Origin of the sequence: Micromonospora sp. AP08, from assembly GCF_008085935.1 — a bacterium.
Taxonomy (GTDB): Bacteria; Actinomycetota; Actinomycetes; order Mycobacteriales; family Micromonosporaceae; genus Micromonospora; species Micromonospora chersina.
Genome location: NZ_VSEZ01000010.1, coordinates 80,520 through 92,569 on the forward strand (window position 1 = coordinate 80,520; position 12,050 = coordinate 92,569).

Sequence of the window (12,050 nt, forward strand, 5' to 3'; positions counted from 1 at the left end):
TCACGGCCTCCGCGGCTCGTACGGCCCGCGACCGTTGCCCGTGCCGCCGGGCCGGGTGTCGTACGGGGAGCGCTTGCGGTCGTGCGGGAGCGGGAGGCGGTGCACCAGCTCGGCGACGATCGCGTCGGTGGTGCGCCGGGCCAGCTGCGCGTCGGCGGTCGGGATGATGCGGTGCGCCAGCACCGGCACCGCGAGGGCCTGGAGGTCGTCCGGGAGGACGTAGTCGCGGCCCTCCAGGGCGGCCACCGCGCGGGCGGTGCGCAGCAGCTGGAGGGTGGCCCGCGGGGACGCGCCGAGCCGCAGGTCGGGCGCCTCCCGGGTGGCGGTCACCAGGTCGATGGCGTACTGCTTGACGGCGTCGGCGACGTGCACCTGCCGGACGTGGCCGATCAGCCGGCGGACGGTGGCCGCGTCGGAGACCGGCCGCAGCTCGTGCAGCGGGTCGGTGGCGCCGTGGCCGTCCAGCATGGCCAGCTCGGCGTTCGGGTCCGGGTAGCCCATCGCGATCCGGGCGGTGAACCGGTCGCGCTGCGCCTCCGGCAGCGGGTAGGTCCCCTCCATCTCGATCGGGTTCTGCGTCGCGACCACCATGAACGGGGTCTGGAGCTGGTAGGTCACGCCGTCGACGGTGACCTGCCGCTCCTCCATGCACTCCAGCAGCGCCGACTGGGTCTTCGGCGAGGCCCGGTTGATCTCGTCGCCGACCACCAGGTTGGCGAAGACCGCGCCGGGGCGGAACTCGAAGTCGTGCGTCTCCTGGTTGTAGACGCTGACCCCGGTGACGTCGCTGGGCAGCAGGTCCGGGGTGAACTGGATCCGGCGCACCGAGCAGTCGATGGACCGCGCCATGGCCTTGGCCAGCTTGGTCTTGCCGACGCCGGGGACGTCCTCGATCAGCAGGTGGCCCTCGGCGAGCAGCACCGCGAGGGCGAGCCGGACGGTGGCCGTCTTGCCCTCGATGACCTGCTCGATGTTGGCCACGATGGCCTCGCTGGCGGCGCGGAACTCGTCGTGCGGCAGCAGACCGCCCACCTCGTCCCAGGTCTGTTGTGTCACGGGCCTCCTCCTCGTCGCCGGACGGCAGCTCTGTATAGAGCACCTGGACCCGCCGTTGGGTTCGCGACGCCGAGCCTCGTCTGCCGCAGAAATCTCACTGGCCTCTCAGGCTAACCATGTTTCTCGTTGCCGCCGACCCCCGCAGGCGGTCGGCCGGTTACGCCCGGAATATTCGCCGGACCGGGGGACGCGTGACCGGCTCGCCGGCGGGTAGCCGGGTCCCGGTTCCTGTCTCGAGGGCAACGGGCGCGAGGCGCGACCGGCCGGCGGGGTACACTGCCGGTCATGGCCGGAGTCTTCCTGCTTCTTACCGAGCCGTGCTGATGCGCTGAGCGCGCGACAGCACGGCGGCCCCTCCTGCGCGAGGGGCTTTTTTGTGCCCGCAGCAGACCTCCCATATCCGACATGACCCGCGCCGAGGAGACGCCATGAGTGAGGCAGCCGCACCGGCGACCGACATCCCCCCGTTCCGGTACACCGCCGCCCTGGCCGACGAGATCGAGCACCGCTGGCAGGACACCTGGGAGCGGGAGGGCATCTTCCACGCGCCGAACCCGGTCGGTCCGCTGGCCGACCCGGACCACCCGCGGGCGGGCGCCGAGAAGCTGTACGTGCTGGACATGTTCCCCTACCCGTCCGGCGCCGGCCTGCACGTCGGCCACCCGCTGGGCTACATCGGCACCGACTGCTACGCCCGCTACCAGCGGATGGCGGGGCGCAACGTGCTGCACGCCATGGGCTTCGACGCGTTCGGCCTGCCCGCCGAGCAGTACGCGGTGCAGACCGGCACCCACCCGCGGACCACCACCGAGGCCAACATCGAGCGGTACAAGGCGCAGCTGCGCCGGCTGGGGCTGGGCCACGACGAGCGACGCTCGGTCGCCACCATCGACACCGACTTCTACCGCTGGACCCAGTGGATCTTCCTGCAGATCTTCAACTCCTGGTACGACGCGGACGCGCGCAAGGCCCGCCCGGTCGCCGAGCTGATCTCCGAGTTCGAGGGCGGCACCCGCCCCACCCCGGACGGCCGGCCGTGGGCCGAGCTGACCGTGGGCGAGCGGCGGAGGATCGTCGACGACCACCGGCTGGCGTACGTCTCGGAGGCGCCGGTCAACTGGTGCCCGGGGCTGGGCACCGTGCTGGCCAACGAGGAGGTCACCGCCGACGGCCGCTCCGAGCGGGGCAACTTCCCGGTCTTCAAGCGGAACCTGAAGCAGTGGATGATGCGGATCACCGCGTACGGGGACCGGCTGCTGGAGGACCTGGACACGCTGGACTGGCCGGAGCCGATCAAGCTGCAGCAGCGCAACTGGATCGGCCGCTCCCAGGGCGCGCACATCGATTTCCCGACCACCGTCGAGCCGATCCGGGTGTTCACGACCCGGCCGGACACCGTCTTCGGCGCCACCTACATGGTGCTGGCCCCCGAGCACGAGCTGGTCGACGTGCTGGTGCCGGCCGCCTGGCCGGAGGGAACCAAGGACGCCTGGACCGGCGGGCACGCCAGCCCGCGGGAGGCCGTGGAGGCGTACCGGAAGGCCGCCGCGGCCAAGACGGACGTGGAGCGGCAGGCGGAGACCAAGGAGAAGACCGGCGTCTTCGTCGGCGCCTGGGCGACCAACCCGGTCACCGGCGGGCAGGTCCCGATCTTCATCGCCGACTACGTGCTGGCCGGCTACGGCACCGGCGCGATCATGGCGGTGCCGGCCCAGGACGAGCGGGACTGGGACTTCGCCGAGGTGTTCGACCTGCCGATCGTGCGCACGGTGCAGCCGCCGGAGGGCTTCGCCGGCAAGGCGTGGACCGGGGACGGCCCGGCGATCAACAGCGCCGCGCCCGAGCGCGGCCTGGACCTGAACGGCCTGGGGGTGGCCGACGCCAAGGCGCGGATCATCGAGTGGCTGGAGGCCAACGGGTACGGCGCCGGCGCGGTCACCTGGCGGCTGCGGGACTGGCTGTTCTCCCGGCAGCGCTACTGGGGCGAGCCCTTCCCGATCGTCTACGACGAGACCGGCGCGCCGATCGCGCTGCCCGAGTCGATGCTGCCGGTCGAGCTGCCCGAGGTGGAGGACTTCTCGCCGAAGACCTTCGACCCGGAGGACGCCGGGAGCAACCCGGAGACCCCGCTGTCCCGGCGACGCGACTGGGTGGAGGTGGAGCTGGACCTGGGTGACGGGCCGAAGCGCTACACCCGGGAGACCAACGTGATGCCGCAGTGGGCCGGCTCCTGCTGGTACGAGCTGCGCTACCTGGACCCGACCAACGCCGAGCGCTTCGCCGACCCGGAGAACGAGGCGTACTGGATGGGCCCGCGCTCGGCCGGCGACTGCGGGGGCACCGACCTGTACGTCGGCGGCGCGGAGCACGCCGTGCTGCACCTGCTGTACGCCCGCTTCTGGCACAAGGTGCTGTACGACCTGGGCCACGTCTCCTCGTTCGAGCCGTTCCGCCGGCTGTTCAACCAGGGCATGATCCAGGCGTACGCGTTCACCGACCCGCGCGGCGCCTACGTGCCGGCGGAGGAGGTCGTCGAGGTCGACGGCCGGTGGTTCCACGGCGACACCGAGGTCACCCGCGAGTACGGCAAGATGGGCAAGTCCCTGAAGAACGTCGTCACCCCGGACGACATGTGCGCGGCGTACGGCGCGGACACGTTCCGGGTCTACGAGATGTCGATGGGCCCGCTGGAGGTGTCCCGCCCGTGGGAGACCCGGGCCGTGGTCGGCTCGTACCGGTTCCTGCAGCGGGTCTGGCGGGCGGTCGTCGACGAGCAGACCGGCGCGCTGCGGGTCACCGACGCGCCGGCCGACGAGGCCACCCGGCGGCTGCTGCACAAGGTGATCGACGGGGTCCGCGCGGACATGGAGGGGATCCGGTTCAACACCGCGATCGCCAAGCTGATCGAGCTGACCAACGGGCTGACCCGGCTGGCGGAGACCCCGCGCGAGGTGGCCGAGCCGCTGGTGCTGATGGTGGCGCCGTTCGCCCCGCACATCGCCGAGGAGCTGTGGCGGCGGCTGGGCCACGACACCTCGCTGGCGTACGCGGACTTCCCGACCGCCGATCCGGCGCTGCTGGTCGCCGAGACGGTGACCTACCCGGTGCAGGTCAACGGCAAGGTCCGGGGCCGGGTCGAGGTGGCCGCCGACGCGGCCGAGGACGACGTCCGGTCGGCTGCGCTGGAGGCGGTCGCCGGGGCGCTGGCCGGCAGGGAGCCGCGCAAGGTCATCGTGGTGAAGGGCCGGATGGTCTCGGTCGTCGCCTGACCACGCCCGCGTCTGAGGCGCGTCCCCTGCTCGGGGGCGCGCCTCAAGCGGCTTCCAGCCCCGCCTCGACCCTTGGGCGGTGCCGGAGCAGCCATCGGTGCCAGCTGCGGACCCAGCCGCTCCTCCGCGGCGGCCATCTCAGCTCGGGCCCAGCCGGCGCTGCCGCTCCGCCCGCCACCAGCGGTGGATGATGAGCACGCTGGCGATCAGGCCGAGGCTGGCCGGGGCGGCCGCGTACCAGTTGATCGAGCCGGGGGAGCTGACCGCCGCGCCGATGGCCGCGTAGCCGATCGCGGTGGGGGCGGAGGCGATCACGCTGCCGGCCAGGAACGGCAGCAGGCGCGCCCCGGTGGTGCCGTAGCCGTAGCTGACCAGCCCGAACCCGGCGATGGGGAGCAGCCGGACGGTGATCACGCCGAAGACGCTCTGCCGGGCGAACCAGCCGTCCAGCCGGGCCAGCCGGCCGCGGATCCGCTCGGCGACGAACTGCCGGCCGAGCAGGCGGCCGACCGCGAAGCCGATGGCCGCCGCGAGCAGCGCCGCGCCGAGGGCGTACGCGGCGCCCTGCACCGGGCCGAAGATCGCGCCGGCGGCCAGCGTGACGAAGGTACGCGGGACCAGCGCCACGAGCAGCAGCGCGCCGCCCACCACGGCGACGGCCGGGGCGTACCCGCCGAGCGAGTGCGCCAGCCGGGGCAGGTCGCGCGGGTCGGGGTGGGGGACCAGCAGCAGCGTGACGCCGAACCCGGCGAGCAGCAGGAGCAGCAGCGCGAACCGGCGCGCCGACGGCTGCCGGAGCAACCGGGCGAACCGTCGGGATCCTCGCCGCCACGGTCGGGCGGCGCCGGTCATGCCCTCGCGGCGGCGGCCACGGCGGTGCGGCGCTCGGACCGGAGCCGGTCGGCCCAGCTGTCGTCGAGCGGGGGGAGCTGGTGGACGCCGGTCGCCCAGCGCAGCAGGAGGTCGGCGAGGGCGGGGTTGCGGGCCAGCGCCGGGCCGTGCGAGTAGGTGCCGAGCAGCTTGCCCCGCCAGGCGCCCTCGGTGGTCCCGTCGTTGCCGACCCCGGTGGTCACCCGGGCCACCGGCGACACCCCGGGGCCGAGGTGGGTCCGGCCGCCGTGGTTCTCGAACCCGGTCAGGTACGGGATGCCCAGCCGCGGGTCGACCTCGCCGGCCAGCTCGCCGACCGCCCGGGTGGGACCCCGGTCGGAGGAGATGTCCAGCAGCTCCAGGCCGGTGCAGCGGGTGCCCTTGGCGAAGAAGGAGGTGCCGAGCAGCTGGTAGCCGGCGCAGACGCCGAACACCACCGAGCCCTGGGCCACCGCCCGGTGCAGGCCGCCGTCGGCGATGAGCCGCTGGGCGCCGAGCGCCTGCGGGCCGTCCTCGCCGCCGCCGATCAGGTAGATGTCGGCGGTGGCGGGCAGCCGCTGGTCGGAGCGGACCTCCAGCACCTCGACCGGCATTCCGCGCAGCTGGGCGCGGCGGGCCAGGATCAGCGCGTTGCCCCGGTCGCCGTAGGTGGACAGCAGGTCCGGGTAGATCCAGACGATGCGCAGGCTCTCAGTTGACACGGTCCAGCTCCGCTCGGATGTCCTGGAAGGCGGTGTAGTTGGCGATGACCTCCAGCCGGCCCGGCGGCACGGCCCGGACCGCGTCGTCGAAGCTCCGCACGTGCTGGAACGGCACGCCGTTGACGTCGAGGCGGACGGCGAGGTCGTACGCCCGGTCGCCGGTGATCAGCACCTGCCGGCCGCGCAATGGGGAGAAGTCGACGTCGAAGAGCCAGGAGGTGTCCAGCCCGTCGGGGTCGCGCGCGTTGATGGAGAGCAGTGTGGGCGCGACGTCGGCCATGTCGAACGCCTCCAGCCAGCTGGCCGGGTTCTTGGCCAGCAGCAGCCGGATGTTGCGCCCGTCCCGGTCGACCTGGGCGTAGCGGCCGGCCACCGAGGTGACCACCCCGAGGCGGGAGACCGCGTCCACGGGGCGTACCCCGAACTCGGCGGCGACCGCCAGGGCGGTGGCCGCGTTGCCGAGGTTGACCTTGCCGGGGAGCTGGAGCTGCACCTTGTGCCAGGCGCCGGTGGGGTCGAGCACCCCGTCGTCCTCGACCGTCCACTGCGGCTGGGGGCGGCGCAGCGGGCAGCCGGTGCACCACCACTGCTCGCCTGAGCGCTGGATGGGGGAGCCGCACTCGGGGCACACCCAGGAGTCGTCGTGCCAGCGCTGGCCGGCGCTGAACCAGGTGACCTGCGGCGGGACGTGGCCGCGCGACGGGTCGGCGGGCGGGGTGGCGGCCCAGACCACCATGGGGTCGTCGGCGTTGGCGACCACCCGCAGGTCGGGGTGCCGGACCAGCGCGGCGCGCCAGAGCTGCGCCATCATGGCGACCTCCTTGGCCCGGTCGAGCTGGTCGCGGGAGAGGTTGAGCAGCGCCACCACGTGCGGCTCGGTGGCGTCCAGCACCTGGGCGAGGTAGTGCTCGTCCACCTCCAGCACCGCGTAGGGGGTGCTGCCGGCCTTGGCCAGCGCCGAGGTGTGCCCGGTGGGCATGTTGGCGCCGAAGGAGTTGGTGGCGACCCGGCCGAGCACCCCGACGGCGGCGGTGGTGAGCCGGGTGGTGGTGGTCTTGCCGTTGGTGCCGGACACCAGGGCGATGGCGCGGCCGGCCGAGAGGTGCGCCAGCAGGTCCGGGTCGATCTTGAGGCCGATCCAGCCGCCGATCACCGAGCCGTCGCCACGGCCCGCGGCCCGCGACAGCGCCGCGGCGGTCCGCGACACGGAGCTGGCCACCTTTGCCCGCAGGGGCATCTTCGCGTCCGTCACCCGAGCGAGGTTACCGGACCACCGGGCCCACCAGATCGCCGCCGACGGCGATCCGTTCGGCCGGGGATGGCCGGCGGACGGTCAGCGCGGGTTCGGCCGGACGGAGTCGATCTATGTCGGGAAGCGGACCACCGGCGGGGCGCGCCGCACCCCTCCACTCCGCCCCACCCCCGCTGACGTGCTGTTTTGCGCGCGGAAACGCCACGCCGCGCGGGCGTTTCCGGTTGCAGGTGGAGGGAAGTGGAGTAGAGTGGGGCGCGATGGTGAGGCCGGGAGGGCCGCACCGGCCCGGGGGGTCAGCGGCGCCGCGAACGCCGCTCAGGGCGAGGGGGTTGGGCCGATGTTCCTCGGCACCCACACTCCGCGCCTGGACGACAAAGGCCGGTTGATCCTTCCGGCGAAGTTCCGGGACGAGCTGGCGGGGGGTGTCGTGATCACCAAAGGGCAGGAGCGCTGCCTCTACGTCTTCCCGATGCCCGAGTTCCAGCGGATCGCCGACCAGTTGCGCGCGCAGCCGATGACGAGCAAGGCGGCCCGGGCCTACAGCCGGGTCTTCTTCGCCAGCGCGCACGACGAGGTGCCGGACAAGCAGGGACGGGTCACCATCCCCGGGCACCTCCGGTCGTACGCCGCTCTCGACCGCGACCTGGTCGTGATCGGGGCGAGCACCCGGGTGGAGATCTGGGACAGGGCGGCCTGGGAGGCCTACCTCGCGGAGAGCGAAGACGACTTCGCCGACATCGAGGAGGGGGTGCTGCCCGGCGGTCTGTAGGGCGTGACGGCGCCCGACGTACTGCGAGATCTCCAGCCGCTTTCGAGTTCCTGGCACCCCTTCCCCGGTGCCAGGCGCACGATCCGATACGGAGGGCCGCGGCCTCCGGCGGGCGGGGAGCGGATGGGGATCTGGCGGTATGGCGAGGCGTCGTGGCGACGACGGACACAGGGACGGATACGGGTTTCCACCAGTGGGGGTCGAGATGGGCGAGCTACGCGGCACGCACGTGCCGGTGCTGCTCGAGCGGTGTCTCGAGTTGCTGGCCCCCGCACTGGGCCGGCCCGGCCGCACCGTCCATGTCGACGCCACGCTCGGCCTGGCCGGGCACGCCGAGGCGGTTCTCGAGGCGCACCCGGACACCGTGCTGATCGGCTTGGACCGGGACACCGAGGCCCTCGCCCACGCGCGGGTCCGGCTGGCTCGGTTCGCCGACCGGATCCACCTGGAGCACGCCGTCTACGACGAGCTGCCCGAGGTGCTCGACCGGCTCGGCTACGCGGCGATCGACGGGATCCTGTTCGACCTCGGCGTCTCGTCCCTGCAACTGGACGCGCCCGACCGCGGGTTCGCCTACGCGCAGGACGCGCCGCTGGACATGCGGATGGACCAGACCCGGGGGGTGACCGCCGAGGAGGTGGTCAACACCTACTCCCACCCGGATCTGGCCCGGGTGCTGCGGGTGTACGGCGAGGAGAAGTTCGCCGGGAAGATCGCCTCGGCGATCATCCGCGAGCGCGAGCGCGCGCCGATCACGTCGTCGGCGCGACTGGCCGAGCTGGTCAGGGAGAGCATTCCGGCACCAGCCCGACGAACCGGGGGACACCCGGCAAAGAGAACGTTTCAGGCTTTACGGATCGAGGTAAACAGGGAGCTGGCAGCGCTGGAGACGGCGCTGCCGGCCGCTCTCGACAAGCTCACCGTGGGCGGCCGCATGGTGGTCCTGTCCTACCACTCGCTGGAGGACCGGCTCACCAAGCAGGCGCTCGCCGACCGGGTCCGCAGCAAGGGCCCGATCGACCTCCCGGTCGAACTGCCCGGGTCGGGTCCGACGTTCCGGCTGCTCAGCCGGGGCGCGGAGCTGCCCGGGGAGGCCGAGGTCGCTGCGAACCCGCGCGCCGCCTCGGTGCGGCTGCGGGCCGCGGAACGGCTCGACCCGGAGGCGGCCCGGCAGGGGCGTACCGACCGCGAACGGTACCGCCGCCGGGTGAAGGCGATGCACCAACCGGGGACGGGGTCACCGGGGTCCGGAACGGACCCGCGGTCGGCGCCGGGGGACGGGAACGGGACGGACGAAGAGGGGGAGGGGACATGAACGTCAACCAGCGCGACGGCCGGGACACCGGCATCGGGCAGCGCGCACCGCGGTCGGGGGGCCGGACCGCGGCGCAGCGTGCCCCGCGCGGCACCACGTCGACGGTGGCGGCCGACCGGCCCGACCGCCGGGGGGAGGCTCGCGCCCGGGGGGCGCGCGAGTTCCCCACCCAGGGCAACGCCGCGCTGCGGCCGGCCGAGCGCACGAAGGCCACCGGCACGACCTCGCCGCGGCTGCGGGTCGCCCCGCCGCCGCCGGTCCGCGTGCCGCGGGCGCCGTTCGCCGGGCTCATCGTGGTGCTCGTGGTCGGCGGGGTGCTCGGCATCCTGGCGGTCAACACCAAGATCAACGAGAACGCGTTCAAGCTGGAGAAGCTCCAGCAGCAGCAGGCCAAGCTCGACGTCGACCAGCAGCAGCTGGAGAAGGAGATCGCCGACCAGAAGGCGCCCGGCAACCTGACCGCCAACGCCCGCAAGCTCGGCCTGGTCGACTCGGACGAGCTGGCCTACATCCGGCTGCCGGACGGGAAGGTGATCGGCGTTCCGCACCCCGTGGAGGGCGCGCCGGCGATCACCAGCCAGCAGGGCAACGGGGGCTGAGCAGTGCCGCCGAGATCGGAGGAACCGCGCCGGGACGCCACGGGCTCCCGGCGCGGCTCGTCGCGGGGCGCCGACCGCCGGGAGCCGGGCGTCGGCGGGATCTCCGACGCCCGGGCGTACACGCCGCGGGGCCGGACCATCCGGGAGGGTGGCGGCGCGGCCCGGACGGGTGGCGGCGCCGAGCAGCGGCGTACCCCGCGCAGCAGCCGCTCCGGCGACCCGTTCCGGCCGGCCCTGCAGGTGCTCGACGGCGGCCGGACCGGGGCGACCCGCGCCGGCCGCCGGGAAACCGCCGCCGGCGGCGGCCGGGCCGGCGTGGTGCGGACCGTGTCCGCCCGGCCGGTGCGCGAGCCGTTCGACGACGACGAGCCGCCGGCGCCGCGGCGCCGGCCCGGGCCGCGGCGCCCCGCACGGCCGGCCGTCGCACGGCGGCCGGTCCGCAAGCCGCGCCGCCCGCCGAAGCTCGCCGACCCGCGCCGCCGGCTGCGCCTCGGCACGCTGCTCGTGCTGGCGCTCTTCACCGCCATCGGCATCCGGCTGGTCTTCCTCCAGACCATGAGCACCCCGGCGTACGCCGACGGCGGGCTCGCCAGCCGGCTCGCCGTGGTCGAGCTGCCCGCCCCGCGCGGGGCGATCTACGACCGCACCGGCGCCCCGCTGGCGCACAGCGTCGAGGCGCGGTACGTCTTCGCCGACCCGACACTGGTCAAGGACCCCACCGCCACCGCCCGGCTGCTCTCCCCGTTGCTGGGCATCCCGGCCTCCGAGCTGGCCGACCGGATGAAGCCGCGCATCCTGCCCGGCACCACCACCCCGTCCCGCTTCGTCTACCTGGCCCGTGGGGTCGAGATCGCCAAGGCCAAGCAGATCATGGCGCTCGACCTGGCCGGCATCGACGTGCACCGCGACGAGCGGCGCGAGGTGCCCGGCGGCGACCTGGCCGCCAACCTGCTCGGCTTCGTCAGCCAGGACATGAACGGCCTCGAGGGGCTGGAGGCGAAGTACGACGACGTGCTCGAGGGCAAGGCCGGCCGGAAGCGGTACGAGGTGGGCCAGGGCGACCTGGCCGCGCCGATCCCCGGCGGCTACAGCCAGACCACCCCGGCCCAACCGGGCAGCTCCCTGTGCCTGACGATCGACCGCGACCTCCAGTTCAAGACGCAGCGGATCCTCTCCGACGGGATGGCCCGGACCCGGGGCAGCGTCGGCGCCGCGGTCGTCATCGAGGTCGGCACCGGCGACGTGCTGGCCCAGGCCAGCTTCCCCACCTACAACGCCGCCGACCCCACCAAGGTCAACTCCCCGGCCGACCGCGAGGACGCGGCCACCAGCTTCATCGTCGACCCGGGCTCGATCCACAAGGCGATCACCTACGGCGCCGCCCTCCAGGAGGGGGTGATCACGCCGGACACCGCCTTCCCGGTGGCCAACACCATCACCAAGGGCGACACCACCTTCCGGGACACCCACCCGGCCAACGGGCAGAAAATGAGCATCCCGGGGATGCTCGCCTTCTCGTCCAACGTCGGCACCATCGAGATCGCCGACAAGCTGGGCCCCGACCGGCTGATCGACTACCAGAAGCGGTTCGGGCTGGGACAGCCCACCGGCGAGGGGATGCCCGGGGAGGCCGGCGGCCGGCTGCTCCCGGCCGACCAGTGGAGCGACTCGTCGCACGGGTCGGTGCCGATCGGGCACAGCGTGGACGCCACCCCGTTGCAGATGGCCGCCGCGTACGCCGCCATCGCCAACGACGGCACGTACGTGCAGCCGCACCTGATCAAGCAGGTGATCGGGCCGGACGGGAAGCGGACGCCGGGCCCGGCGCCGAAGACCCGCTCGGTGCTGAGCCCGCAGAACGCCGCCGCGCTGCGCACGATGCTGGAGGCGGTCACCACGGTCGACGGCCCGGACGGGCGGGCCACCGGGCTGGCCGCCGCGGTGCCCGGCTACCGGGTGGCCGGCAAGACCGGCACCGGCCTGCGCTACGACAACGGCAAGCTCCAGCCCGGCGAGGTCGGCTCGTTCATCGGAATGGCCCCGGCGGAGAAGCCGCGGTACGTCGTGGCGGTCTTCGTCTGGAGCCCCGGCGGCGAGGGTGGGGCGGTGGCCGCCCCGGCCTTCCGGGAGATCATGGGCTTCACCCTCCGGCACTACCGGGTGCCGCCCTCGGCGACCGACCGGTCCCCGAAGTTCGAGGTCTTTCCGCACTGAGC

The 12,050-nt window shown here is 73.7% G+C and carries 9 protein-coding genes; 5 read left to right on the top strand and 4 right to left on the bottom strand.

Annotated elements, in window-relative coordinates; genetic code table 11:
- Complete coding sequence (locus tag FXF50_RS18435; RefSeq protein ID WP_091320301.1) at positions 1 to 1,056, bottom strand: MoxR family ATPase; 1,056 nt, start codon at positions 1,054 to 1,056, stop codon at positions 1 to 3.
- Positions 1,057 to 1,484: 428 nt separating this feature from the next.
- Here FXF50_RS18435 and leuS point away from each other — a divergent pair, with 428 nt between their 5' ends.
- A complete protein-coding gene (gene leuS, locus FXF50_RS18440) occupies positions 1,485 to 4,325 on the top strand; it encodes a leucine--tRNA ligase (RefSeq protein WP_148429474.1) in 2,841 nt (946 codons plus the stop codon).
- A 138-nt stretch (positions 4,326 to 4,463) separates the two neighbouring features.
- Here the strand turns inward: leuS and FXF50_RS18445 are convergent, their stop codons facing one another.
- From FXF50_RS18445 to FXF50_RS18455, 3 genes are read right to left on the bottom strand one after another with little or no spacing between them, the layout of a single operon-like run.
- Positions 4,464 to 5,177 (bottom strand): TVP38/TMEM64 family protein, encoded by a 714-nt coding sequence (locus tag FXF50_RS18445; protein ID WP_148429476.1) that lies wholly within the window; start codon positions 5,175 to 5,177, stop codon positions 4,464 to 4,466.
- A complete protein-coding gene (locus tag FXF50_RS18450; protein ID WP_148429478.1) occupies positions 5,174 to 5,896 on the bottom strand; it encodes a type 1 glutamine amidotransferase in 723 nt (240 codons plus the stop codon). The genes FXF50_RS18445 and FXF50_RS18450 overlap by 4 nt, the downstream gene beginning before the upstream one ends.
- The gene (locus FXF50_RS18455; protein WP_148429739.1) at positions 5,886 to 7,133 is read right to left on the bottom strand and encodes a MurT ligase domain-containing protein; all 1,248 of its coding nucleotides are present in this window, start codon (positions 7,131 to 7,133) and stop codon (positions 5,886 to 5,888) included. The genes FXF50_RS18450 and FXF50_RS18455 overlap by 11 nt, the downstream gene beginning before the upstream one ends.
- Positions 7,134 to 7,488: 355 nt before the next feature.
- On the opposite strand from FXF50_RS18455, the gene mraZ reads away from it, so the two are divergent.
- The 4 genes from mraZ to FXF50_RS18475 all read left to right on the top strand — a co-directional run bounded on the left by mraZ (position 7,489) and on the right by FXF50_RS18475 (position 12,048).
- On the top strand, positions 7,489 to 7,920 hold the full coding sequence (gene mraZ, locus FXF50_RS18460) for a division/cell wall cluster transcriptional repressor MraZ (RefSeq protein ID WP_073831045.1): 432 nt from the start codon (positions 7,489 to 7,491) through the stop codon (positions 7,918 to 7,920).
- Positions 7,921 to 8,125: 205 nt separating this feature from the next.
- Complete coding sequence (rsmH, locus tag FXF50_RS18465) at positions 8,126 to 9,235, top strand: 16S rRNA (cytosine(1402)-N(4))-methyltransferase RsmH (protein ID WP_148429480.1); 1,110 nt, start codon at positions 8,126 to 8,128, stop codon at positions 9,233 to 9,235.
- Complete coding sequence (locus FXF50_RS18470; RefSeq protein ID WP_148429483.1) at positions 9,232 to 9,834, top strand: hypothetical protein; 603 nt, start codon at positions 9,232 to 9,234, stop codon at positions 9,832 to 9,834. Before rsmH ends, FXF50_RS18470 begins: the two co-directional genes overlap by 4 nt.
- Before the next feature lie 3 nt (positions 9,835 to 9,837).
- On the top strand, positions 9,838 to 12,048 hold the full coding sequence (locus tag FXF50_RS18475; RefSeq protein ID WP_148429485.1) for a penicillin-binding protein 2: 2,211 nt from the start codon (positions 9,838 to 9,840) through the stop codon (positions 12,046 to 12,048).
- Positions 12,049 to 12,050 lie beyond the last annotated feature (2 nt).

What these genes read in the sequence shown, in the direction of transcription:
- leuS (WP_148429474.1), top strand. Translation starts at nt 1,485, where the DNA reads ATGAGTGAGGCAGCCGCACCGGCGACCGACATCCCCCCGTTCCGGTAC.
- FXF50_RS18445 (WP_148429476.1), bottom strand. Translation starts at nt 5,177, where the DNA reads ATGACCGGCGCCGCCCGACCGTGGCGGCGAGGATCCCGACGGTTCGCC.
- FXF50_RS18455 (WP_148429739.1), bottom strand. Translation starts at nt 7,133, where the DNA reads ATGCCCCTGCGGGCAAAGGTGGCCAGCTCCGTGTCGCGGACCGCCGCG.
- mraZ (WP_073831045.1), top strand. Translation starts at nt 7,489, where the DNA reads ATGTTCCTCGGCACCCACACTCCGCGCCTGGACGACAAAGGCCGGTTG.
- rsmH (WP_148429480.1), top strand. Translation starts at nt 8,126, where the DNA reads ATGGGCGAGCTACGCGGCACGCACGTGCCGGTGCTGCTCGAGCGGTGT.
- FXF50_RS18470 (WP_148429483.1), top strand. Translation starts at nt 9,232, where the DNA reads ATGAACGTCAACCAGCGCGACGGCCGGGACACCGGCATCGGGCAGCGC.